Origin of the sequence: Nocardia sp. NPDC046473 (assembly GCF_040645995.1) — a bacterium.
Taxonomy (GTDB): Bacteria; Actinomycetota; Actinomycetes; order Mycobacteriales; family Mycobacteriaceae; genus Nocardia.
This window is the reverse complement of sequence record NZ_JBEYZJ010000003.1, coordinates 134,047-157,484: the sequence shown is the minus strand read 5'-3', so window position 1 is coordinate 157,484 and position 23,438 is coordinate 134,047. Positions and strand designations below refer to the sequence as shown.

The window sequence follows — 23,438 nt, the reverse complement described above, 5'->3', positions numbered from 1 at the left end:
TCAGGCCTCTGCCAAAGGGTTTGCGGCGTAATGCAATCGGATGATGCCGTCGTCGTGGCGGGTCGCGGTGGCGTGCACGCCGAACACCTTTCGGAGTAGCTCGGGCGTCATCACCTCGAGCACCTCGCCCGCCGCGACGACGCTGCCGTGATCGAGCACCACCAGTCGATCGCAGCAGCGCACGGCGAGGTCGAGTTCGTGCAGCACCGCGAGGGTGGTGATGCCGGTCGTGCGGATCAGGTCGAGCAGTTCGAAGCGGGCTCGGACGTCGAGGTGGTTGGTCAGCTCGTCGAGCACGAGCAGGCGCGGCTGTTGCGCGAGTGCCCGTGCGAGCAGCACACGTTGGCGTTCGCCGCCGGACAGGGAGCCGATGGTGCGGTCCGCGTAGGCGGTGCTGCCGGTTCGTGCCATGGCGTCGTCGACGGCCTGGTGGTCGGTCGCGGTATCCCGGCTGAACAGGCCATGGTGCGGATTGCGGCCGAGCCCGACCACCTCGGCGACCGTGAGTTCCGTTGAGCCGGAACCATTCTGGAGGACGGCGGCGGTTGCGCGAGCCGCGGCGCGGATCGACATTCCGGCGATGTCGGCACCATCGATCGCGACGATGCCCGCGGTGGGTTGTAATGACCGGTAGATGGTGCGCAGCAAGGTGGTCTTGCCGCTGCCGTTGGGGCCGACGATGCCGACGACCGTGCCAGGCGGTGCGTGCAGAGTCACCTGGTCGAGGACCCGAGCGTCGCCGAATGTGACGCTTACTCCGGCGACGGACAATTCGGCCGAGGAGGTCATGCCAGTCCACCGTTTCGGCGCAGCAGCCAGAGGAAGAACGGCGCGCCGAACGCGGCGGTGAAGATGCCGAGCGGCAATTCGTTCGGTGCGTCGATGGTGCGCGAAAGTAGATCCACTGCAACCAGATACGCGGCACCGATCAGCGCGGACAGCGGTAGCACCCGCCGATGGTCCATGCCGAAGGCGAGGCGGATCAGGTGCGGAATCATCAAGCCGACGAAGCCGATTCCGCCCGCCACCGCGATCAGCACGCCGGTCAGCAGCGAGGCGAGCACCAGCAGGATGATCCGCAGCGCGCGCACATCGACGCCGAGCGCGGTGGCCTGCTCATCCCCGGTGCCCAGGACATTGAGCCGACGCCCGAAGGCGAGCACGACGGCGACGGTCACCAGCACGACCACGGTGACCGTGCCGAGCCGATCCCAGCTCGCCCCGGCGACGCTGCCCATCGTCCAGAACATCACCGTCCGTAGCTCATTCGGGGTGGCGCGCAACTGTAGGTAGTTCGTCGCGGCGAGCAGGAGATAGCCCACCGCGACACCCGCCAGCACCAAGCGGGTCGGCGCCAAGGTGCCGCGTTGCTGCCCGAGCAGGAACACCACCGCGATGGTCGCGATCGCGCCGCAGAAGGCCGCGGCGGTCACCCCGATGCCGCCGAGTACGCCACCGGCGGTGACGATCACGGTCACCGCGCCGAGCGAGGCGCCGGACGACAGCCCGAGCACATACGGGTCGGCCAGCGGATTGTTCACCAGCGCTTGCAGAATCACGCCCGCCACCGCGAGACCGCAGCCGCACAGCGCGGCCAGGATCACCCGGGGCAGCCGGTAGTTCCAGACGATCTGGTCGACGGTGAAGCCGACATCCGGTGTCTTCCCGGACAAATGAGCGAAGATCACCCGGCCGGTGTCGGCAACGGACACGGTGACCGAGCCCACTGCGATCGACAGCAGCATCACGGCGAGCAAAACCGCCGCCGACACGGCGAGCGCGATCGGCAGCGGCGTCGCGGTCAGCGGTGGACGGGTAGTGCTGCGGGTCACCGGAACTGCTCGGGGTGCACGAGTTTCGCGATGCGCTGCACGGCGATGTCGTTGCTCGGGCCGAGATAGATCGAATCCGACAGCACCGCATAGTTATTGGTCTTCGTGGCGCTCCACTGCGGAAACTGCTCGAGGATCCGCTTGGCGGCGGCGTCGATGTCGGGGCTGCGGTAGTTGACCACGATGAGCCCATCGATCGGTGTCACCGCGAGCTGCTCCTTGCTGATCGTCACGAAGGTGGTGCCGTCGTCCCGGTTGAACGGGTTCACCCCGCCCGCCTTGTCGATGACGTCGTCCCAGATGCCGCCCGCCGCGATCGCGGAGAAGTCCGAGGAGTCGCCCATACCCATACCAGGGAAGACCAGCAGCACATTCTTCTTCGGTTGCCCGGCGACTCGGCCCGCGGTCGTGGCGATGGCGCGTTGTGAGTCGGCGATGAGACGTTCGGCTCGGCCGGGCACGTCGAAGATGGCGCCGAGATCGCGCAGCAGGGCGTAGCTTTCCTCGATCGTCGGTGTGCCGGTGACGGCACCGGTGACGCCGCAGTTGGCCCGGGGCACATAGGTATTGGCACCCGCGGCGGCCAGTTCCTCGCGGGTCGCGAAACCCTGATCGGCGGCGAAACCGCCACCGCCGGTGGAGATCACCAGGTCGGGGTGCTGGTTCAGCATCGCTTCGCGGGGGATGTCCTGCAAGGCGTTCGGCGTGAACTTGCCGGTCGGCAGTGCATCGATCGCGGCGGCGCGGTCCGGAACGTCGGAGGCGCCGTAGGACTGTGCGTTGGCCACCACCCGGTCGGCGACGCCGAGGGCGATGAGCGAGGACACCTCGCCGACCGAGCCGCCGTTCATCACGACGACGCGTTTCGGTGCTTCGGTGAACGTGTAGGTCTTGCCGCAATTCTCCAGGGACACCGGGTATTTGGTGACACCCTCGGTGGCCGACGACGGTGTGTTGTCCGTCGCGTCGGTCACCGAGGTCGTGCAGCCGGTGACGGCGAGGGTGCTTGCCGCGAGCGTCAGTAGCAGCGCGCGTGTGATCAGCATGGGTGCCTCTTCGATCGGTGCGCCAGGACCGGGACGGCCGGTGGCGCAGGGAGGAATTGGGTTTGGATCAGGTAGTCGATTCCGGCGGCGAGTGCCGTGGCGGAATCCGGTTGGGGGAGAGATGAATCGGTGAGGTTGTCGCGTCCGTAAATGACTGCGTCGCCCGGAGGTGCCAGATGGGCGGTGTGCGCGCGGGCAATGGTCAACGAGTGGTCGTCCTGTGCCGACGCCCGATCCGCCCTGGCGGACAACCTCGCTTGCCAGATCGAGGAAGGGATAGCCGCGATCGGGTACCCGCGATCGCGCAGTGCATCGACGATGAAGGCGAACGCCAGCGGGTGTTGGCTGGTCAGATGGAAGGTTCGGGCCGTCGGTCGGTGCGCGACCAGGTGCGCGATGGTGGCGGCGACCCAGTCCACCGGCACCATGTCGATGGTGCCCGCGTCGTAGATCGCGTCCGGGACGGCCTCGAGGACTACCATCGCGCGGATCAGGCTCCAGAACGCGTCATCCGGGCCGGAGGCTCCGGTCAGCGAGTGACCGCCGATGCGACCGGGGCGGTACACCGTAACCGGTACGCCGCGGTCGGCTGCGGCGTACACCAGGCCCTCCGCTACCCACTTGCTGGCCACGTAGCCGTTGTGGGGCAACGACATCGAGGCCACCCGCCGGTCTTCGGTGAGGATCGGCGGGTTGCCGTCGACGGCGAAGGCGGTGTCGACGGAGGACACGAAGTGCACCGGCTTCAGCGTGCCGGTGGTCGCGAGACGCAGAATGCGTTCGGTGCCTTCGACATTCGCCGGACGCAGCCGAGAGTACGGCTCGAAATGATGCACTCGGGCGCCGTTGTGCACGATGGCATCGACCGTGTCGGCCAACTCCTGGTAGCGCGTGGGTGACAAGCCGAGCCGGGGGAGGGCGAGATCGCCCGCGATCGCGGTGATCCGGCGCGTGTGACCGTCCGGCGGCGTGCTGTCGAGACCATAACGGGCAAAGGCGGATTGGATGCGATGCAGCGCTGCTGGATCATCGTCCGCGCGCACCAGGCAGTACACCTGCAGGTCGGTGCGTTCGAGCAGGGCCGCCAGCAGGAACGCGCCGAGAAATCCGGTGGCACCGGTGAGCAACACTGTCTGCGGCTCCGCCGGTGGCTCGGCCGTTGCGCGGATGGTCACGTCGAGCTGCGTGTCCGCTTCGAGATCCGCTGCCGTCCAGGTCGACTCGTCGCCGTCACGACCGGATTCGAGGCGTTCGGCGAGTCCGGCGACGGTGGGTGTGTCGAACATGGCGCGCAGGTCCCACCGCACTCCGAAGGCTTCCCTGATGCCGTTGAGCACCCGGGCCGCGCGCAGCGAATGCCCGCCGCGTGCGAAGAAGTCGTCATCGATGCCGACCGACTCGACCTCGAGTGCCTCGGCGAAGAGCCGGGCCAGCGCACGCTCGGTGGGAGTACGCGGGGGCCGTTGGGTGAACTCGGCGTCCGGTGGCGTGGGCAGTGCCGCTCGGTCCAGCTTCCCGTTCGTGGTGTGCGGCAGACGATCCAGCACGACGTACACCGACGGCACCATGTAGTCGGGCAGCAGTCCGGCCATATGTAAACGCAGGGATTGGGCCTCGGGCTCACCTACGCCGGGGCTGGGCACCACGTAGGCGACAAGGACCTCCGCATCGACACGCACCGCCGCCGCGTCGACCTGCGGATGTGCGACAAGCGCGGCCTCTACCTCGCCGACCTCGATCCGATAGCCGCGCAACGACATCTGGCTGTCGCCGCGGCCCAGGTATTCGAGATGACCGTTCCTGTGCCGCCGCACCAGATCGCCGGTGCGGTAGAGGCGGCTGCCGTTCGGATCGAACGGATCGGCCACGAAGCGCATCGCGGTCGCCGCCGATTGGCCGAGATACCGTTGACCAACCGGCATTCCGCCGACGTACAGTTCGCCGACAACTCCTGGCGGCACCGGACGCAAGGTTCGATCCAACACGTAGCAGCGGCCGTTGGTGACCGGAATTCCGATGGACGGCTGCGCGTGCCCGTCGATGCTGGTCCAGGTGGCGTCAACGGTGCATTCCGTCGGGCCGTAAAGGTTGTAGACCGAGAGACCCGGCTCGGCCCGCAGCGCGGTCCACAGTGCTGGATCTGCCGCCTCACCGCCGAGCGCGATCACTGTCGGACGATGTGCCCCGGTGAGGAGACCGGCGGTCAGTAGCTCGCGCGCGAAAGTCGGTGTGACATCGAGGAAATCGATGCGCTGGTCTTGGATGTAGCGCACTAGGCGATCAGGATCGCGTCGCAAGTCGTCATCGATGAAGTGCAACTCGTGTCCGGCGAGCAGCCAGAGCAACCCTTCCCACGCGGTATCGAATGTCATCGATGCGGTAAGCGCCGCCCGCATCCGCCGCCCACCCTGCGCCGCCACCGCGGGCTCGATCAGATGCTCGCGATGGTGGTGGTACAGATTCACCACCGCTCGATGCGAAATGACCACGGCCTTGGGGGTTCCGGTGGTGCCCGAGGTGTGAATGACCCACGCTGGATGTTCAGGATGCAGTCGGATCGGGGGATGCGCGCGGCGGGGCACGGCGGCGCTCGCTGGGGCAACCAGGTCTGGTGCGGATCGATCCGCACTCCTCGGGTCGGGAACCTCGCCGTCCGGCGGCGCGTCTCCGCCAGTAGCCAGTGTCGTTGCGGTGTATGGCAATTCGTCGAGAGGGATGACACGGTCGTGTAGCGCGTCGGGTATCAGCACGGCCAGCGCGGTCGTGGTGACGACGGCGGCGAGTGCTGACCCATCGGGAGCGCCCATCAGACCGTCGAGGAGTAGCGCCAACCGTGGTGCCGGCTGTCCGGGATCCAACGGTACATACGTTGCACCACAGGCGAGTACGGCGAACAGCGCTGCGATCGCGTCGCTGGTACGCGGAAGCAGCACTGCTACCGCGTCACTGCGGCGAGTACCAGCCGCTGCCAGCGCGGCACTCACTTCTCGCGTCCGCGCGGCCAGTTCGGCATACGTGAGAGCCCGCGGCGTGCCGGTGGCAACGAGAGCGGTAGCCGTCGAGGTGCGGGCTACCTGAGCAGCCAGCAGGTCGTGCACGGTGCTGTCCGGCCGCGGCCGATCGACGCCACGGCTGTTGGCGCGCAACCACTCTCGTTCCCCGGGCAGGAGCAGGTCGGCTGTGTCGAGCCGCTGATCCGGTTGGTCCAGGATGCGGCGGAGGAACGCCGTAAAGCGTTGCAGGTGGGTGGTCAACTCGGCTGCCGTATATGCACCCGGGTGACCGTCGAGGTAGAGCGTGGGACCGGTGCCGTCGATCCGGTCATAGAGATTGAAGACCAGGTCATCGATCATGCCCGCGGTGACGTTGTGCACCGCGCTGGTGCAATCGCCGAAGCTCAGATCGTAGTCGAACAGCATGATGTTGACCGACGGTCCGTACATGCTGCGATCGCTGCCGACCAAGCCCAGGTCGCGGCGCACCTGCTCGCTGCGGTACCGCTGATGGCGTCGGCTGCGGACCAGGTGACGGGCGACCCGGCCGGTGAGCTCCGTGAGCGTCGGATCGTCCGCGAAGTCGGTCCACAGGGCGACGCCGTTGAGCGTCATGCACGGCACACGCAGCGCCGGGGTGCCGGTACGCAGCATGACCGGCAGCGCGAGACACACCTCGTCGGCTCCGGTCATCCGGTGCACGTACGCGGCGATCGCGGCGGTGAGCACATCGGTCCAATTGGCGCGCGAGGCCTCCGCGACGTTACGCAGCAGTGCGACCGTCTCGGGATCCAGCGAGGTGAACTCCCGAAGTGTCGGCCCCGCAACCGATGTCGAGCGTGGCGCGGCCCCGGACAAGGTGACCGGCGCGGGCCGGTCACGGAGATAGTCGAGCCAAAACGTGCGGTCGCGCTCGACGTCCGCGGAATCGGCGTAGGCGGCATCCGCCTCGAGCACGGCGTCCCACGACCCGAATGCATAAGACGGCGGGGCGGTTCCGATCACGCTCGCCGTGTACAGCTCGGCAACACGTCGCGCGATCAACGCCATGCCGTAGCCGTCGAGCAGGATGTGATGCACCCGGTGATACCAGAGCGTCCGCCGCGCATCGAGCCGGAACACGATGTGCGCGAACAGGATGTCGCCGGTCAGGTCCACCGGTTGGGAAACGTCTCGAGCCATCAGATCCAGCGCGGCGCGCAGCGGATCCGGCTCGTCCGAAACATCCACCACGCGGACCGCCCAGGTGGGAGTCTGCACAACCTGCTGCGGACCGTCCTCGATGAACCGAATATGCAGCGCCCCAGCCTCATCGACCGCCGCGCGAATGCTGGCCACCAGCACATCCACCGCCACCGGCCCCGAAATATCCACGTACTCGGCGATATTGAAGACCGCCGAGGTCGGGTCGAGCTGTTGACCGAGCCAGACGCCCAGCTGCGCGGAGGTCAGCGGCCGCCCTTCGCTCACGGCGCAGGCCGCGGCGCGAGCAACGGCCACCAGGCGGCCACCGTGGGATTCTCGGCCAGGTCAACGAAGGCCGGTGCCGCGCCGCGCGACTTCCAGCGTTCGATCAATCCGATCAATCGCACCGAGTCCAGTCCTGCGGCGAAAAGGTCGTCGGTGTCGGTCAATTCGTGCGGCTCCAGATAGAGCACATCGGCGATATCCGCCCGCACGGTGTCATAGGTGAGTGGTTCCATCGCGCTCAGTTGACCTGTCTGTCCCGGTCGGCCCAGAACCGGTCGCGCAGCTGCCAGCGCAGGATCTTGCCGCTCGGATTGCGCGGAATACGTTCGACGAACTCGAAGCGCACCGGAATCTTGAACCAGGCCAGGTGCTCCCGGCAGAACGTCATCAGCTCGCGCACCCGCACCTGCTCGCCGGGCCGGCACGCGACGAACGCGTGCACCGATTCACCGAGCGCGTCGTCCGGCACGCCGATCACCGCGGAATCCGCCACGGCCGGATGGCGGGCGAGCGCGTTCTCGATCTCGGCGGGATAGATGTTCTCGCCGCCGACAATGATCATGTCCTTCAACCGGTCTCGGATGTAGAGGTATCCGTCGGCATCGACGTATCCGGCGTCTCCGGTGTGGATCCAGCCGTCGATCAGGGTTTCCGCCGTCGCCTCCGGCAGATTCCAGTAGCCGAGCATGGCGGCCGGCGAGTGCAGGCAGATCTCACCGACTTCGCCGGGCTGCCGGGGCGTGCCGGACGCATCGATGATCCGCACGGACACACCGGGATACGGGCGGCCCGCCGCGGCCAACCGGTGATTGCCCGGTACATGCTCCTTGGGCGGCAGGCAGATTGCGGTGTTCCCGGTTTCGGTCAGCCCGTAGATCTGTGCGAACTCGGCACCGAAGAGGTCCAAGGCTTCGCGGAGCAGCGTCTCCGAAATGGGCGATCCGCCATAGACGACCTTGCGCACCGAGCCGACCGCCTCCGGCGTCACCCGCGGCTCACCGAGGATCAGCCGCAGCATCGACGGGACGACACACATGGTGGTGATCCGGGCTTCCTCGATGATGGCCACCGCGGTGCTGCTGTCGAACTGCGGCATCGCCACATTGGTGATCCCGGCCGCGAAACCCTGCATGGCCCACCAGATTCCACCGACATGAAAGCCGGGAATGCCGATCAGATTGCGGTCGCCGTCGCGGAACTCGAGCCAATCCAGCCCGGCCTCGCCGAGCGCGTCCGCGATGGCGAAGAAGCTGCGCTGTGCGAGCACAACACCTTTGGGTAATCCGGTGGTCCCGCTGGTGTACAGCTGGATCACCGCGTCGTCGCGACCCGACGGTCGCTCGTCGAGATCAGGGTCGGCGACACCGGCCAGCCATCCGGCGAACTCGTCACCATCCATCAGGACCGACCGCACATCCGGTGCGGCAGACCTGGCGACGTCGGCGGTATCGGCGTCGACCAGCACGAGCGCGCTACCGGAATCTCGAATGATGTGCTCGACCTCCGGCGCGGTCAGCCGGAAATTGATGGGCACCAGCACCGCGCCGAGCCGCGCGCAGGCGAAGAACAGGCCGTAGTAGTAGACGGATTCCTTGCCGAGGTAGGCCACCCGGCCGCCCTCGGCGATCCCGACGGCCCGCAGCGCACGGGCGAGCCGGATGCTGTCGGCGCGCAACCGCGCGTAGTCGAGACCCACGCCGGCGCACGCGATGGCAAGGGTGTCCGGTCGATTCCGCGCGTGCTTGGCCAGCATCGAGGTGATGGTGGGTCCACTCATCGGACCGCTCCCAGCGGACGTGCCGCGGAAACGATGGCCAAGCGCACGGTGCCCGCGCACAGCCCGCCGTTGTCGTCCCAACAGCGGAACGACGTGTCCAGCGACGTGAACGGCGCGCCGTCGATCGAGCTCGTGCGCTGCTGACTACCGCCGAGGACGAACTCGCCGTAGAACCGCTGCGGGTCGATCGGCCGCCGGAATTCGCTGTCGAGCCGGGTGATCAGGATGTCGGGCAGCTGGCGCCGCCAGTAGTCGTCCATGGTCCAGTCGCCGAACAGCGGGCCGACCCGATGCCGCACCAGCACCGCGATGGTCTGGTACAGCATCTGGTTGTAGCAGATGTTCACCTCGACCGAGTTGAGGTGACCGGTCGCGTCGATGTAGCAGGACTCGGGAATCTCGAATATGCCAGTGGCACTGGCCTGTTCGCCCTGCGCCTGGACCGTCAGCTCGCGCAGGTAGCGACAGTGCGGCCGGTAGCAGCGCAGCACCTCCGACAGCAGCCACGGATCGTTCGGGAACACCTCGCCGGTCACGCCGGGATGCCCTCGTCGTCGTACACGGTGACCCGGTGCGACACCGCGGGCTCACAGGTGGAATTGTGCAGGGCCCGGTGCACCAGGCTGCGGTTGTCCCAGATGAGCAGATCGCCCCGTTCGAAGGTCTGCAGGCGGATCGCCGGATGCTCGAAGGTGTCATCGAGCTGTCCTGTGGCAGAAAGCAATTCGTGCAGCAGATCGGGTCGATCGGTGCCGTCGGCCGCGGTGATGGACTCGGTGAGGCCCTCGCTGACGTACACGACAGGCTCCCCGGTGTGTGGGTGCGGGTGGACAGTCGGCAGCGTCACCGGCGGCGTCTTGCGGTCGATCTCGGCGAGCACCTCCGAGATGGGCCGGTAGACATCGCTCGGCCGGATCTTGAAGTAGCGGCGGACGCTGTGTGTCGCCACCGTATCGGCCACGGATCGCCGCAGTTCGGGGCTGAGCTGCTGGTAGGCGCGGGCGAGGTCGATGAAATAGGTGCCACGGCTGTGCGTCGGCACCACCTGGGTGTGGGTGAAGGTCAGGTCGAACGGGCGCGCCATGAACTGGTAGTCCGAATGCCAGAACTTCCCGGTTTTGGGCACGCCGACCCGTTGCTTGCCGGTGTCGACATTGGACGACACGAACACCTCGGGCACGTCCGGGTGGTGGTAGATCGGTTCGTAGTACCGGACCGGTTCGCCGAAACCGCTTGCCAGCTCCACGAATTGGTGCGGATCGAGCTCGATGCCCTTGAGCACCGCGATCCGCTCGCGGTACACGGCGCGCTTGACCGCATGGACGTCATCGCGCGATGTGGGGTCGAAGTCCTCGACCACCACACCGAAATCTCCCTGCGGGCTGATCCGCATGGCTGTTCGCTGCATGACCAGTTAGTCGGCCCACTACACCCGGTAGTTCCCGGCAATTTCGGGCGAATTGTCCGTGTCGCGGTGGCCGTTGTGAGCTGGACGACACTTGGCGAGCACTGGTTGCACGGCACGCCGACGTAGGGCTAGCGTCCTTCCGCGGTACCGAGTACCGCTCCGCACGGCGACCCGACCAGTCTCGGCTGACTCGCCAATCTTGCTTATCCGCAACAACTTTCGTACTCAGCAGGGCGCCGTGAGCGCACCTGAGACCGCGCGCCCGGATCATGCCGAGGCGAGAAGATGAGGGATTCCCATGGGCAGAACAACATTCGTGACAGTGGCCGCGTGCACGGTTGCCGCACTGGTCGGTTCGGCGGGCACCTCACATGCCGACCCTGCGGCATCCGAAATGCACTACACCGCAAGCATGGTCGACAAGTCGGTGGTGCTGACCGTCGACGCGGGCGAGCTGACCACCGGCGACGGCCAGTTCCTGATCAACGACCGCACCGGCCACGAGCTCGTCTCGATGCCGCTCAGCTATCAGCGTGACAACAAAGTGTGGCCGATCACAGCGACGATCGACGGCAACACCGCCACCCTGACGCCGAGCACCGACCCGGCCGCCGCCCACCCCGCCCCGGCCGAGCTGCGCGACATCGCCATCGACCCGCAATCCACCGACTTCAACACCGCCGTGATGAACTTCGCGACGGTCGCCGGCCTCGGCGTCGCGCTCGGCACCCTGATCGGCACCGCGATCGGCGCGGGCATCGGCTGTGTCGCGGGTGGCGCGCTGGTCGGCGCGGCGGCGGCCGTCCCGACGATCGGTGTCCTCGCCGTTCCCGGCTTCCTCGGCGGCTGCCTGGTGACGGGTGCCGCCGCGGCCCCGATCGGCGCGATCATCGGCACCATCGCCCTCGGCGTCCCCGCCGCGGTCATCGGTGGCCTGCTGTTCGCGGGTGCGCTCGGCAAGCAGGCGACGAGCTGAGCGAAATCCGGTCGTTGTCCAGACCTGACCTGCCATGCTTCACTTGGTAGACAGGTCTGTCCCGGGCGGGGCAGGCCGAGGAGTCGGCAAATGTCCCTCAACGACGACGAGCGGTTCGCTGCCCCACCTCCGAACCGGTCGGCACTGGAAGTCACTGACATTCTTCGTTTTTCGGTGTGTTGTCCGCGCCGCGATATCGCCGTGATGCTCGTGGACGGCGATATCGATCTGCGTACCGCGCCGAGCTTTCGTGATCAGCTCGGCCGGGTGTTCGGCGCAGGGCCGGACATGATCGTGCTCGACCTGTCGCCGGTCACCTTCCTGGCCGCCGCCGGGCTCCGGGTCCTCGTCGACGCCAAGACCCAGGCCGAAAAGACCAGGCGGCGAATGGTTTTGATCACCGAGGCGCGCTGTGTCGATCGCGCGCTGGAGGTGACCGGCTTGGCGCCCAGCTTCCATCGGGTACGGTCGCTGGACGCCGCGCTGGCCGACGCCGCTGTCGGATACGAAGAAACGGCCTAGCGGCGGGCGAACCGGCCGCCGCGCTTGCGAGCGGTGTCGGCGAGTTCGGGGCCACGCTCACGTGCGGCGTCCGCCAACTCGGCACTGCGTTCCTTGGCGACCTCCGCGAACTCCGCGCCGCGCTCCTTGGCGAGCTCGGCCCATTCGGCGCCACGGTGCTTGGCCACATCGGCCAGTTCCGCGCCGCGCTCCCTGGCCAGTTCGGCCAGTTCCGCGCCGCGTTCGCGCGCGAGCTCCGCCCACTTCGGTCCGCGTTCGCGCGCGAGTTCGGCCCATTCGGCGCCGCGGTGCTTGGCTACATCGGCCAGTTCCGCGCCGCGCTCCTTGGCCGTCTCCGCCAGCGGGGCGGCGTGTTCTTTTGCGGCAGCGGCCCATTCGGGGCTGTGCTGCTGCACGGTCTCGGCGAGCTCGGAACCCTTGGCGGCTGCGGCGCTGCCGAAACTGCCTGCCGCCGAGGCGACTTCGTGCGCGCGACGCTTCAGCAGCTCGCCGGTCGCGCTGTCCGAAGAACCGGTGAACGGCAGCGCTGCGGTGACCGTCGCGGCGGCGTCACGGGCGGCCCGCTTGCCCCGCCAGCCCAGCGACGGCTTGCCCTCGGTATCGGCCGCGGCGATCATCAGCCCGCCGAGCAGCCCGAGATCCTTGAGGAACGCATTCCGCTTACTCGCCTTCTGCGCCGGGTCCGGTTCGTTCCAGAAGTCCTGCTCGGTGACCGTGGCCGGGATGACGGTCGCGGCCAAGACCAGCGCGGCCAGGCGTGGCGCCTTGCCGAGGGCCAGCAGCACACCGCCAGCTACCTGAGCGCCCGCATTGATCCGTACGACAGTCCCTGGATCGCTCGGCAACTTCGCGGCGTATTCCTCGGGCAGCTGACGCTGGCCTCGCTGCACCAGCTCGGTCGCCGCCTTGACGCGTGTTTCCGGGTGCCGCAACGTATCGACACCCTCCACGACAAAGACAGTGGCCAAAAGCGGGCGGGCAAGTCGGCGTAACAACATGACGGATCCCTTTCCTCGACGGCTCTATTCGACCGGGTTCCCGGAAGGTCTCGCATCAAACCCGGTGGACGGGGAGTAACGGGCGTATCGGACGTCGAATCTACACCGAGTAACGGCAAATATTTGGCGAACGATCAGCATGGTGTGGATCCGAGGAGATCCGCCCGACATGGTCCGCCATGCCCCGCCGGAAGGTACCGCCGATGAACTTCATCACCGCCCCAACGACTTTCGAGGCAATCGTCGCCCCGCTCCCCGTCGCGCCCGGCTGCACCTTCCGCTTCGATACCGTCCCGTGCCGACATCGAGCCGAATGGTTCATCCGCAAGCGGCCCTGCTGCCACGCCGAGGGTGTCGACTTCATGTGCGACACGTGTCACACCCGTATCCACTGGCTGCTCACCATGGGCATCGAATTCGAGTGCGCCGGTTGCGGTGTGCGTTCTGACAGTTTCACCGCGCTCTACCCGACCGCAGCGCCGCTCTGAGGAGCGCGGTCAGGGACCGCCGACGGCCTTCGGGACTGTGGCCCGGCTCGTCGTCGCCAGGAAATCGGAGATGATCGCGGTGACCCTGTCCGGGTCCTCCACCATGGGCAGGTGGCCGCAGTCCGCCAGCTCGACGGCCGTCTGAACGTGCAGTCCGCGATTGAGGCGGGCACCGGCCTCGGCCGAGAGGATGCGGTTCTGCTTGCCCCAGATCGTGCAGATCGGCGGGAAATCCGGCGGCGGGTCGAACCGATCGAGGGTGGCGTAGCGGGGGAAGTCCTGGACGAGCTCGTGCAGGGCGTGCAGGCGGCCGCGATCGGACCAATGCGCGCGCAGACGGGGCGAGTGCTGCAGCTGCTGGCGCTTGCCGCGGGCACCGAGCTGGTTGGCGACGATCATGGAAATGACGCGGCCGGGCAGCGCCAGCCTGCGGGCCAGCGGGCCCAGTGGCAGTCGTGCGTCCGCCCAGGCCATCGCCGCGGACTGGCCGGAGCTGACGGTGTCCCAGGTCAGCGGGTTGATCAGGACCAGAGCCCGGACCCGGTCCGGATGCCCCATCGTGTAGCTCAGCGAGGTGGCGCTGCCGAGGCAGTTGCCGACCAGCACCACGTCGGTGAGCCGGTGGGTGTCGAGGAAGGCGTCGAGCATGCGCACGTAGTCGGCGAGGCGGTAGCCATCCGCGGGCTGGTCGGATTGACCGTAACCGGGCAGGTCGAGGGCGAATACCTGGTGGTCGCGCTGCAGCGCCGCCACCTGGTCGTCCCAGATGTGGCGTTGGGTGCCCGCGTTGTGCAGGAACACCACCGGCGTGCCGCTACCCGCGCGATCGAAGGCCACAGCCCTGCCCTGATGCTCGAAAATGTCCACATTGACTCCTTGCGAGCGGCCGGGTGCGCAACGTCACCCGATCCGGTCCCAATTTTACGTCGTTGTTTGCATTGCGGTGTGGACAACGATCAGGCCGCCCCTGCCGGGGACGGCTCATGCTGAGGACGAAGAACGAAAGCTACGGAAGTGACGAGCATAGAACCGGTCTACTAGATCGTGTCAGTCCCATCCGTGGGCGATGCTGGTGCGCATGACCTTGCCGGTCGCATTGCGCGGCAGCGCTGTGGTGGTGAGGCGCCAGCGGGCGGGCACCTTGTAGTAGGCGATCCGCTCGGCGGTGAAGGCTTGAAGCTCCTCTTCCGTTGTCGCCGAGGCGCTTTCGACGACAACCAAGGCGGCGACCTGTTGGCCGAGATCTGGGTGGGGTACGCCGATGACCGCGCATTCGCGGACCGCGGGATGCTCCTCCAGGCACTGTTCGATCTCGGTGGGGTAGACGTTCTCGCCGCCGCGCAGGATGAGATCCGAACGCCGACCGGACAATCGGAGCCTGCCGTCGGTCAGCACGCCGATATCGCCGGTGCGCAGCCAGCGGTCCTCGGTGATCGCCGCCGCGGTCGCCGCTGCGTCATCCCAATAGCCGAGCATCACGTACACACTGCGCACGCAGATCTCGCCTTCGGTGCCGTCCGGCACGGCGTTGCCCGCGTTGTCGCGGACCTGCACGGCGGCCCCGATGACGGGGCGGCCCACCGTATCCGGGAACGCGGCCAGCTCGGCGGGACTGGCCAGGGTAGCCGCGGTGCTGCATTCGGTGAGCCCATAGCTGGTCACCAGGGCGGTCTTGGCCACCGGAAGTTGTTCGCGCAGTTGATGTTGCAGCGCGGCGGAGGACGGCGCCGAGTTCAGCGAGAAGGAGGCCAGCGAGGACAGGTCGTACCGGGACAGATCCTGCTCCAGCAGCCGGGTGGCCATGGTCGGCATGGCGCCCCAGTTGGTGATGCGTTCGCGTTCGATCAATCGCAGTACCCGATCCGCGTCATAAGAGCCCTGGTAGATCACCGCGGTGTCGCCGGTCACCAGCCGCGGCACCACCAGGTTGTGCAGGCTGGCGATATGGAACAACGGCGAGGTGAGCAGAAACCTGCGGCCGCTCGGTGGTTCGGTGGCGCCGGCGAATTCGGCGCCCAACGCGTCGTTGAACTGGTGATAGCCGATGACCGCCAGCACGTTTCGCTGCGAATGCACCGCGCCCTTGGGGCGTCCGCTGGTGCCGCTGGTGTACAGGACGACCGCTGGGTCGTCCTCCTCCACCTCCGTCAATGGGAGTGTGCCGCTGTCGAATTCGTCGATCAGCGCGGGGAGATCATGTTCCATGGTGAGCACGGGCACGCGAATATCCAGCTCCGCCACCAGCGCCGCGCGTTTCGCGTCGACGACCAGCACGGCGGGCTTGGTGTGCTCGACGCCGTAGGCGATCTCGCGCGGCGTCCACCACGCGTTGTAGCCCACCGCGATCGCGCCGAGGCATTGCGCGGCCCAGAACGTCATCACCCATTCCGCCGTGTTAGCGGCCAGAATGCCGATCCGATCGCCCTTTTCGACGCCGTATCGATCGCGCAGCGCCCTGGCCAGCGCACCGACCGCGGCCGCGTGCTCGGTGAACGACAGCCTGCGCTCCTCGGTGACGAGGTAATCGCGCTCACCCCAGCTGACCGACGCGGCCAGCAAGTCCCCGAGCGACCTCCCCCGATGTCGCATTACCGGCACCGGCGCGCCGAGCACATCCTCGACCACCATCTCGAAGCGCCCACCGGGACCGGTCAGCCGGGCCACCGCCGCGGCGGCGAACGCCTGCGGATCGAAAGGCTTTGTCATATACCGCACTTCCTGTCTATGGAACCAATACCGCGCGGCCGGTGACCAGGCCGCGCTCCAGTCGGTCGAGCGCGTCGCGACCTGCGGCCAGGTCGTAGCGCTCGACCTCGACCCTGAGCTTGCCCGAATGGGCCAGGGCGACGGACTCGATCAAGTCGGATTTGGTGCCGCCGTACGACTTTCGGATGGAGGCTCCCCACGGCCAACCCTGCCCGGTCGCGGGGCCCGCCGTGATCTCCGGTGTGCCGCCGCCGAGGCCGATCATCCGGTAGGCGCCGTTGGGTGCCACCGATGCCACGGCGAGCGCTGCGGTCTGGTCGACGCCGACGAAGTCGAACACCGCGTCGGCCCCGCGACCGTCGGTGCGGTCGAGAATGTCGCGCGCGGTATCGGCACCGGCGAGCAGACCTTCGGCCGCGCCGCAGCGGGCAGCCAAGTCGAGCTTGTCCGCGCCGACGTCGACGGCGATCACCCGGGCCGCGCTGGTCGCGGCGAGAATCTGCACCGCGACATGCCCGAGCCCGCCGATGCCGATCACCACCGCGACCGAACCGGGCCGAAGGTGTTCGCGGGCACCACGAATCGCGTGATAGCTGGACAACGCTGCGTCCGCGATCGGGGCCGCCTGCACGAAGTCGAGGTCACCGATCGGCACGAAAGAGCTTGCCGGAATACGGATGTACTCGGCCATGCCGCCGTCCGGACCGAGCCCAGGACACGGCGGCATCGCGGTGCGGCCCGCCGCCAGGCAGACATTCTCGTTGCCGCGCACGCACTCCCGGCACACGCCGCACGACCAGCACAGGTAGACGATGCCGCGTTCGCCCGCGGTGCGGCCGTCGACCTCGGCGCCGACCGCCTCGATGGTGCCCGCGACCTCGTGTCCGAGGGTCAGCGGCTCCTCGCGCATCCGGAACGGAATGTGCAGCACATGCAGATCGGAATGACAGATCCCGGCCGCACCGACCCGGAGCAGCAGATCGGTAGGGCCGATCGTGGGGATCGGCACCTTGCGCAGTTCCAGCACGCCCGGCTCGGTCAGTTGCAGCGCCCGCATCATGCGCGGACTCCGGCGGCGGTGAAGACCGAGCGCAGGTAGGCGTCGGCGCGTGGGGACCCGATCAGTCCCGGCGCCATCTTGTTCATGGTGTACGCGAAGGTGATTCGATGATCGAGGTCGTTGACGACGATGGCGCCGCCGAGCCCGGCCCACCAGCAGACCCGGCCGTCGGGGACCTGTGGCGCGGTCTGTGGCTGGGGGAGTCCGTACCCGATGCCGAAGCGCAGCGGCACCAGCAGCGCCAAATCGGTACCGTCCGACTGTTGTTCGAAGATCAGGTCGATCGTCTGCTCCGACAACATCCTTCGGCCGTCCAGCACGCCGCCACCGGAGACCAGCGACTGGATCCGGGCCACCGAACGGGCATTGCCGTGGCCGTTCACCGCGCCGATCTCGGCCTGCCGCCACGCGGTGCTGTTGGCCTCCTGCAGATCGAGCAGTGGACTGGTGAGCGTCTTGACCAGAATGCTCGTCTGATCGAGCGAGGCCAGGTCGAACTGCAGCATCGGCGGCGGCACCAGCGGCGCGATCCGGTGGTGGTGTTCGGGGCCGGTGCCGATATGGAAGTCCGCGCCCAGCGGACCGGCGAGCTCTTCGGCGAAGAACTGCCCGAGGCCGCGGCCGGTGATGCGGCGGATCACTTCGCCGACCAGATGCCCGTAGTTCAGCGCGTGATAGCCCGACGCGGTGCCCGGCTCCCACCATGGCGGCTGGGTCGCGAGCCGGGCGCCGGCCGCCTCGGTGTCGTAGATATCGGCCAGCTCGATCGGTCGCTCCCAGCCGGAGACGCCGGACGTATGGCCGAGCAGATGCCGAATCTCGATGTCGCCCTTGCCGTTCGCCGCGAACTCCGGCCAGTAGTGGGCGACCCGCTGCCGCACGTCCAGCTCGCCGCGATCGACCAGCAGTAGCGCGGACAGCGCGGTCATCGTCTTGCTGACCGAGAAGACGTTGACCAGGGTGTCCTCGGTCCACGGCTCGGTGCGCTCGAGATCGCGATACCCACCCCAGATGTCGACGACGGGTTCGCCGTCGACGGTCACGCAGATGGCCGCGCCGAGTTCTTCGCCCGAGGCCAGCTGGTTCGCCAATTCGTCTCGTACACCGGCGAATTGGTCCGTACAGAAGCCGGAAGTCGTCATCGTTTCACGCGTTCTCGAGCACCCTGGCGGGCACGGGTAGCGCATGGCCGTTCGCGGTGGCCCGCTTCGCCCCCCTTGCCATTTCCTTGTTCATATCGCGCACATACGGCTCGAACTCGATCTGGATGGTGTGCCGCGGCGAGTTGTAGTAGCGCCCGCTCCTGCGCTCCTCGGCCGCGCGGATCGCCTCGTGCATCTCCGACTCCGACGGCGGCAGGTACTTGCCGGTCAGGTAGGCGGCGACCAACTTGCTCTGCTGCTCGGCGAAATTCACCAGCGTCGGCAGCGGTTGCGCCAGGCCGAGGAAGAACAGGTTGTCCACGCCCGGCTTCATCATCTGCTTGAACAGCGGGATGCGGTTCTGCTCGTCCGGCACCAGGTTCGGATCGGCGAAGAACGGAAAGCTGATGTGATAGCCGGTGGCACAGACGATCACATCCACCTCTTCGGTGCTGTCGTCGGCGAAACGAACTCGCGGGCCCTCCAACGCCGTGATGGCCGGCTTGAACGCGATATCGCCGCAGCCCGCGCGGTGCAGGAACTCCTCGCTGGCCGACGGATGCGCCTCGAACGGCCGGTGATCGGGCTTGGGCAGCCCGTAGAACTCCATGTCGCCGCGGAACTTGCGGACGAAGCGCTGCTTGAGTTTCATACTGATCTTGCGCGGAATCCAGGCCGGCACACTCTGTTTGTCGCCGACCGTGCCGTGCACGTATTTCGGCAACACCCAGACACCGCGCCGGGCGGAGACGATGAGCTTTTCCGCGACGAACCGCTGGGACAATTCCGAGGCGATGTCCAGCCCGGAATTCCCCATGCCGACCACCACGATCTTCTTGCCGCGCATATCGACCGGGTCGAACGGGTCGTTGTAGGCGTGGCTGTGGATCAGCACGCCGTCGAATTCGCCGGGATAGTCGGGGGTGCGCGGATCCCAGTGGTGACCGTTGCAGACGATCAATACGTCGTAGTCGCGGGTGCGACCGTCGCCGGCGGTGATCAGCCAGCGTCCGTCCGCCTGCCGTTCGGCCGCAGTGACTTTGGTGTTGAACAGGATCTTGTCCCGGAAGCCGAAATGGTCGACGTAATCCTTGAAGTACTGGAACAGCTGCGAATGGTGCGGGAAATCCGGCCAACCTTCGGGCGCCGGATAGTCCTCGAAGGCCAGCCGGAACTTGCTGGTATCGATGTGCAGCGACTGGTAGCACGCCGACATGCCGTTGGGATTCTTGAAGTACCAGTTGCCGCCGACCTCGTCGGACGCTTCGAACAGGTCGAACGGAATATCGAAGTCCTGCAGCCGTTTCGCGGTGGTGATCCCGGAGGGGCCTGCGCCGATGATGCAGACCTTGGGCAGAGTGGGTTGAGTCAATTCACTTGTCCTCGTGCTGGGAGGGCCGGTCACCTGCCTGCGGTGGCGCGCCCGGCGCCGAAACCGTCCGTAGCCGTTGGGCTTCCGGAGTGACGTAGGCAACAACGTAACACTCGCTAGACAGCGTGTCTAGTGAATGACATATTGTCTAGTGGAGGCGGTGCGCAGTGCGGGCACCAGTAGACTTGCTCACCGAAAGTCGCACGTCAGCAGAACTTTCGACCGACAAGAGGTAGTCGTTGCGTACCAACCCGAATCCGGCGGGCAACAGCCTGCGGGACGAGCAGAAGCAGCAGACCAGGACCAGGCTGATGGCCGGTGCCAAGGAGCTGTTCAGCACGCGCGGCTACGCGGCGGTGCGGGTCGACGACATCGCCGCCGCCGTCGGCTGCAGTCGGGCCACCTTCTATCTGCACTTCACCAGCAAGCTCGAGGTGCTGCGCGCGATCGCCGAGCAGAGCACCGCCCCCAGCGCGCTGCACTTCTACGAGGACCTGGATCGAGTGCTGGACACCGGCTCCCGGGCCGAGTTCGTCGCCTGGATGACCCGAGCCATCGAGTGGTTCCACGAATATCGCGACCTGCTGCCCGCCTGGGACGAGGCCACCGCGCTGGAGCCGGAGTTCCGCGAGATCGCCCGCAACGGGATCATCGCGCTGCCCAACGCGATGACCTCCTACCTCGCCCGGTGGCCCGCCGACCGCGCCGACGAGGCGCGGCTGCGGGTGGAACTGCTTGTCGCTCAACTCGAGCGGTTTTTCACCCGCTGGGCGGTGCAGGGCACCATCAATGTGTCCGCCGAGCGCGCCGCAGAGGTGCTCACCGATATCTGGTTCCCCGCGCTGCAGGCGCCGGTCGAACAAGGCTGATCGCACGCTCCGCCGGGCGTAGCTCGATATTCGCTGACCGCGCGGGAATCGTGTTCTGGGACTCGATTTCGAAGCGGAGTGTAAATCTGTCGGTGTGGTGCGGCATCATCTGTGCACGCAGCCATCCACGAATATTGCTCGGAGTCACCATGCCGTCGCCTAAAACCAAGCCCAAGCCATTGTCGGACAGCGAGATTCAGCGGATCGCCACGGATATCGCCGGCGGCCGCCCGCCCATGGTGTGGTTCACCGCTGCCGCGGTGGGCGTGCCGGAAGGTCGGTCGGGAAAGGTGATCTCCCTCGGCGATCCGGCCGATGGAGACTTCCTGCAGGTCCGGCCCACCGGATCGAAGGATGTACTGTCCTTTTCTCCGACAGAAGTGACGTTGACCAAGCCGCCACGAGGGGCGGCAACCGTTTCCACTGCCCAGCCGAAGTCGACAACCAGGAAGGAATCACCCGTGACCCAGCCGTCGACCTTGACGAGCACTGCGACACCAACCACACCCAGTTCTGTCACGCCGCCACCGGTCGTCCCGAAACCCGTTGCGAGCACCCCGGAATCGGACGAACAAGACAGCGGCGCGAGCAAGCCCGCGGCCAAGCCGAGCCCCGCGGGTACCGCGGCCAAGGCGGCCAAGGCCCCCGCGCGACCGAAGGCGAAGACGCCCGAGGTCACCGTCACACTCACCGGCACCGCCGACGGCGAATGGTCCGTCGACGTGGTCAGTGGCAAGAAGCGTGCCGTGCGTGGTCTGGCGGTGCCGAGCTCCGCCGTGGCGCAGGCCGCCAAGATTCTGCACCCCGAGGTGGCCGAAGTGGTGGCGGGCATTCTCGACGCGGCCAGGGAAGCCCAGGAGGCCAAGGTGCAGCAGCTGCAGGCCGAGCTGGAGGCGGCCCGCAGGCTGCTCGACGAGCTGGTCGACTAGTAGTTCAGACCGCGGTGCTGGTGGATCTGGTGCCCGCGCGCCAGATCCGCCGCCCGGACTCGTTCGCGGTGTGCCGCGCCGGGTCGTTGGCCATGTGCCGCACGGAGTCGGGCGCGTGCCGCGCGTCGTCGTGGAACGCGTAGCCGAGCGAGTATTCCTTCGCGTGATACATGGCCGAATCGGCGTCCCGGATCAGGTCGTAGACGGTGGATTCGGTGCTGCGCGGGCCACCGCAGGCGATCCCGATGCTCGCGGTGATCGGGATCTCGCCCGCGCTCAGCTCGAACGGCCGGACGAACGCGCCGAGCAGCCGTTCGGCCAGCGTCGCGGCCTCCTGCCGGTCCAGCGGCGACAGCACCACGAATTCGTCGCCGCCGTACCGCGCGACCACGTCATCACGCAGCACCACCCGCCGAATTCGGGAGGCGGCGTTCGCGATCAGCTCATCGCCGACGGCGTGCCCGTAGCTGTCGTTGACCATCTTGAAGCCGTCCAGGTCGATGAACAGCAGGCATACCGGCCGCTCGGCCCAGCGCTCGTTGTTGAGGTTCAGCGTGCGGAGCAGGGCCGATCGGTTCAACAGTCCGCTGAGCATGTCGTGGTCGGCCTGATACTGCGCCCGCCGCTCGCTGCGCGAACTGCGCACGATGGCGCGCTCGCTGCGCACCAGCACCCCGATGAGCAGCAGCGCGAACAACGACGAGACCACCACTCGATCGAGCGTGCCGAGCGACGAGCCGACCACCGGCACCAGCGACGCGACGATCAGCACGACCGCGATGAAGCTGGCGCGCTGGCGCGAGTGGTGCGGATGGATCCGCCGCGGCGTACCGAGTCCGGTCATGGTCGGGTGCAGTGCCGCGACACCGACGATCGTGTAGGTCGCGAGCAACGGCGCCATCAGCATCGGACGGCCGATCGACACCGCGCCCGCCTTTTGCAGGCTGTGGCCGAGATCGCCGATCAACACGATGATCAACCCGACGTGCAGCAGCCGCAGCGAGGATTCCGAGCGGGTCGAGGTGGCCATCGAATGCGCGACCAGCGTCAACAGCAATGCGTCCAGGACCGGGTAGCTGGCTGCCACCACGGTGTTCATGGTGGTGCCGTCGGCACGCAGGATCGGTGAGATCAGGAACGTCCACGAGGCGAGCAGCGCGCCGAGCCCGATCAATCCGGAGTCGAGCAGCAGGTCGTAGTTCGAGCGGACCTGACGTGGCCGCAACCAGATCAGTGCGGCGAGGCCGACTGCCGCGTAGGCGAGCAGCGTGCAGATGTCATCGACCGGATGCAGCCCGTCGTCGGACGTATTGCGCAGCGCCGCGCCTGCGGCCGACAGCACGGCCGAGGCGGACAGCAGATACCAGGGCAGCGGGCGCGTCGGGCGATACGCCCACAGCCCGACGCCGATCATGGCAAGCGTGCCCGCGAGCACGGCCGACATCGTGAACAGCGACAACAGTTGGGAATTGGCCGTCACATGTATTGCGATCACGGCCGCGCTTCCCCCCGGAAGCAGTGCGTACCACCATGTTCGGAATCGATATCGCTGGTTTTTCGGCTGGCCTTCGCTGACTGTCATCAGCCCCCCTTGGTCGCTCCATCCCTGTGAACCAAGCCGCGTAGCAGACGGGTGAATCCTCCACTACGACCTCGACGTTCGCTTGCTCCCGGGCACCGCGCGCATGCTCTCGGCGAACGATTACCGAGTGTTGTGGTCCTAGCAAATGTCCCACCGAGCGCAGCGCGATCGGCGACCAGAACCTGGACAACTGATTCGATCATGGCATGAAATGCGGGCCGATGTCGTGCACTTGGCACAACAAAGGGTGAAACCGACGCAATAGCGC

Annotated in this window: 20 protein-coding genes; 5 read left to right on the top strand and 15 right to left on the bottom strand. The window is 67.2% G+C overall.

The window, feature by feature from the left end:
- The 8 genes from ABZ942_RS10780 to ABZ942_RS10745 are packed head-to-tail and all read right to left on the bottom strand — an operon-like array spanning position 1 to position 10,526.
- A complete protein-coding gene (locus ABZ942_RS10780) occupies positions 1 to 789 on the bottom strand; it encodes an ABC transporter ATP-binding protein (RefSeq protein ID WP_357380568.1) in 789 nt (262 codons plus the stop codon).
- Positions 786 to 1,832, bottom strand: a complete 1,047-nt coding sequence (locus ABZ942_RS10775; RefSeq protein ID WP_357380566.1) for an iron ABC transporter permease — start codon at positions 1,830 to 1,832, stop codon at positions 786 to 788. Before ABZ942_RS10775 ends, ABZ942_RS10780 begins: the two co-directional genes overlap by 4 nt.
- Entirely contained in the window at positions 1,829 to 2,878 is a 1,050-nt protein-coding gene (locus tag ABZ942_RS10770) for an ABC transporter substrate-binding protein (RefSeq protein WP_357380564.1), read from the bottom strand. The genes ABZ942_RS10775 and ABZ942_RS10770 overlap by 4 nt, the downstream gene beginning before the upstream one ends.
- Entirely contained in the window at positions 2,872 to 7,371 is a 4,500-nt protein-coding gene (locus tag ABZ942_RS10765) for an amino acid adenylation domain-containing protein (RefSeq protein WP_357380562.1), read from the bottom strand. The genes ABZ942_RS10770 and ABZ942_RS10765 overlap by 7 nt, the downstream gene beginning before the upstream one ends.
- The gene (locus ABZ942_RS10760; protein ID WP_357380560.1) at positions 7,338 to 7,574 is read right to left on the bottom strand and encodes a phosphopantetheine-binding protein; all 237 of its coding nucleotides are present in this window, start codon (positions 7,572 to 7,574) and stop codon (positions 7,338 to 7,340) included. The genes ABZ942_RS10765 and ABZ942_RS10760 overlap by 34 nt, the downstream gene beginning before the upstream one ends.
- Before the next feature lie 5 nt (positions 7,575 to 7,579).
- Positions 7,580 to 9,118, bottom strand: a complete 1,539-nt coding sequence (locus ABZ942_RS10755) for a long-chain-fatty-acid--CoA ligase (protein ID WP_357380558.1) — start codon at positions 9,116 to 9,118, stop codon at positions 7,580 to 7,582.
- Entirely contained in the window at positions 9,115 to 9,654 is a 540-nt protein-coding gene (locus ABZ942_RS10750) for an FcoT family thioesterase (RefSeq protein WP_357380556.1), read from the bottom strand. The genes ABZ942_RS10755 and ABZ942_RS10750 overlap by 4 nt, the downstream gene beginning before the upstream one ends.
- A complete protein-coding gene (locus ABZ942_RS10745) occupies positions 9,651 to 10,526 on the bottom strand; it encodes a TauD/TfdA family dioxygenase (RefSeq protein ID WP_357380554.1) in 876 nt (291 codons plus the stop codon). Before ABZ942_RS10745 ends, ABZ942_RS10750 begins: the two co-directional genes overlap by 4 nt.
- Before the next feature lie 298 nt (positions 10,527 to 10,824).
- On the opposite strand from ABZ942_RS10745, the gene ABZ942_RS10740 reads away from it, so the two are divergent.
- Positions 10,825 to 11,502, top strand: a complete 678-nt coding sequence (locus tag ABZ942_RS10740) for a hypothetical protein (protein WP_357380552.1) — start codon at positions 10,825 to 10,827, stop codon at positions 11,500 to 11,502.
- A gap of 90 nt (positions 11,503 to 11,592) precedes the next feature.
- A complete protein-coding gene (locus tag ABZ942_RS10735) occupies positions 11,593 to 12,024 on the top strand; it encodes an STAS domain-containing protein (protein WP_357380550.1) in 432 nt (143 codons plus the stop codon).
- Here ABZ942_RS10735 and ABZ942_RS10730 read toward each other — a convergent pair.
- A complete protein-coding gene (locus tag ABZ942_RS10730) occupies positions 12,021 to 13,022 on the bottom strand; it encodes a DoxX family protein (protein WP_357380548.1) in 1,002 nt (333 codons plus the stop codon). The two genes, ABZ942_RS10735 and ABZ942_RS10730, sit on opposite strands and share 4 nt — an antisense overlap.
- 203 nt (positions 13,023 to 13,225) lie before the next feature.
- Here ABZ942_RS10730 and ABZ942_RS10725 point away from each other — a divergent pair, with 203 nt between their 5' ends.
- A complete protein-coding gene (locus ABZ942_RS10725; RefSeq protein ID WP_357380546.1) occupies positions 13,226 to 13,510 on the top strand; it encodes a hypothetical protein in 285 nt (94 codons plus the stop codon).
- Positions 13,511 to 13,519: 9 nt separating this feature from the next.
- Here ABZ942_RS10725 and ABZ942_RS10720 read toward each other — a convergent pair whose 3' ends face one another.
- The 5 genes from ABZ942_RS10720 to ABZ942_RS10700 all read right to left on the bottom strand — a co-directional run bounded on the left by ABZ942_RS10720 (position 13,520) and on the right by ABZ942_RS10700 (position 19,790).
- Positions 13,520 to 14,377 (bottom strand): alpha/beta fold hydrolase, encoded by an 858-nt coding sequence (locus tag ABZ942_RS10720; RefSeq protein WP_357380544.1) that lies wholly within the window; start codon positions 14,375 to 14,377, stop codon positions 13,520 to 13,522.
- A gap of 180 nt (positions 14,378 to 14,557) precedes the next feature.
- Positions 14,558 to 16,216: a class I adenylate-forming enzyme family protein gene (locus tag ABZ942_RS10715; protein ID WP_357380542.1), complete on the bottom strand. Its 1,659-nt coding sequence runs from the start codon at positions 16,214 to 16,216 to the stop codon at positions 14,558 to 14,560.
- A gap of 16 nt (positions 16,217 to 16,232) precedes the next feature.
- Positions 16,233 to 17,273: an NAD(P)-dependent alcohol dehydrogenase gene (locus ABZ942_RS10710; protein WP_357381837.1), complete on the bottom strand. Its 1,041-nt coding sequence runs from the start codon at positions 17,271 to 17,273 to the stop codon at positions 16,233 to 16,235.
- Positions 17,273 to 18,418, bottom strand: coding sequence for a serine hydrolase domain-containing protein (locus tag ABZ942_RS10705; protein ID WP_357380541.1), 1,146 nt, complete (start codon positions 18,416 to 18,418; stop codon positions 17,273 to 17,275). Before ABZ942_RS10705 ends, ABZ942_RS10710 begins: the two co-directional genes overlap by 1 nt.
- A 4-nt stretch (positions 18,419 to 18,422) precedes the next feature.
- A complete protein-coding gene (locus tag ABZ942_RS10700) occupies positions 18,423 to 19,790 on the bottom strand; it encodes an NAD(P)-binding domain-containing protein (RefSeq protein WP_357380539.1) in 1,368 nt (455 codons plus the stop codon).
- Positions 19,791 to 20,029: 239 nt separating this feature from the next.
- On the opposite strand from ABZ942_RS10700, the gene ABZ942_RS10695 reads away from it, so the two are divergent.
- Together ABZ942_RS10695 and ABZ942_RS10690 are read left to right on the top strand one after the other, a co-directional pair.
- Entirely contained in the window at positions 20,030 to 20,659 is a 630-nt protein-coding gene (locus ABZ942_RS10695; protein ID WP_357380537.1) for a TetR/AcrR family transcriptional regulator, read from the top strand.
- A gap of 149 nt (positions 20,660 to 20,808) precedes the next feature.
- Complete coding sequence (locus tag ABZ942_RS10690; RefSeq protein ID WP_357380535.1) at positions 20,809 to 21,588, top strand: DUF6319 family protein; 780 nt, start codon at positions 20,809 to 20,811, stop codon at positions 21,586 to 21,588.
- A gap of 4 nt (positions 21,589 to 21,592) precedes the next feature.
- Here ABZ942_RS10690 and ABZ942_RS10685 read toward each other — a convergent pair whose 3' ends face one another.
- Positions 21,593 to 23,083 carry a GGDEF domain-containing protein gene (locus ABZ942_RS10685; protein ID WP_357380533.1) on the bottom strand — a complete coding sequence of 497 codons (1,491 nt, stop codon included), beginning with the start codon at positions 23,081 to 23,083 and terminating at the stop codon, positions 21,593 to 21,595.
- Positions 23,084 to 23,438 lie beyond the last annotated feature (355 nt).

Coding starts and splice junctions, on each gene's coding strand:
- ABZ942_RS10780 (WP_357380568.1), bottom strand. CDS start 789: ATGACCTCCTCGGCCGAATTGTCCGTCGCCGGAGTAAGCGTCACATTC.
- ABZ942_RS10770 (WP_357380564.1), bottom strand. CDS start 2,878: ATGCTGATCACACGCGCGCTGCTACTGACGCTCGCGGCAAGCACCCTC.
- ABZ942_RS10760 (WP_357380560.1), bottom strand. CDS start 7,574: ATGGAACCACTCACCTATGACACCGTGCGGGCGGATATCGCCGATGTG.
- ABZ942_RS10755 (WP_357380558.1), bottom strand. CDS start 9,118: ATGAGTGGACCCACCATCACCTCGATGCTGGCCAAGCACGCGCGGAAT.
- ABZ942_RS10745 (WP_357380554.1), bottom strand. CDS start 10,526: ATGCAGCGAACAGCCATGCGGATCAGCCCGCAGGGAGATTTCGGTGTG.
- ABZ942_RS10740 (WP_357380552.1), top strand. CDS start 10,825: ATGGGCAGAACAACATTCGTGACAGTGGCCGCGTGCACGGTTGCCGCA.
- ABZ942_RS10735 (WP_357380550.1), top strand. CDS start 11,593: ATGTCCCTCAACGACGACGAGCGGTTCGCTGCCCCACCTCCGAACCGG.
- ABZ942_RS10730 (WP_357380548.1), bottom strand. CDS start 13,022: ATGTTGTTACGCCGACTTGCCCGCCCGCTTTTGGCCACTGTCTTTGTC.
- ABZ942_RS10725 (WP_357380546.1), top strand. CDS start 13,226: ATGAACTTCATCACCGCCCCAACGACTTTCGAGGCAATCGTCGCCCCG.
- ABZ942_RS10715 (WP_357380542.1), bottom strand. CDS start 16,216: ATGACAAAGCCTTTCGATCCGCAGGCGTTCGCCGCCGCGGCGGTGGCC.
- ABZ942_RS10710 (WP_357381837.1), bottom strand. CDS start 17,273: ATGCGGGCGCTGCAACTGACCGAGCCGGGCGTGCTGGAACTGCGCAAG.
- ABZ942_RS10705 (WP_357380541.1), bottom strand. CDS start 18,418: ATGACGACTTCCGGCTTCTGTACGGACCAATTCGCCGGTGTACGAGAC.
- ABZ942_RS10690 (WP_357380535.1), top strand. CDS start 20,809: ATGCCGTCGCCTAAAACCAAGCCCAAGCCATTGTCGGACAGCGAGATT.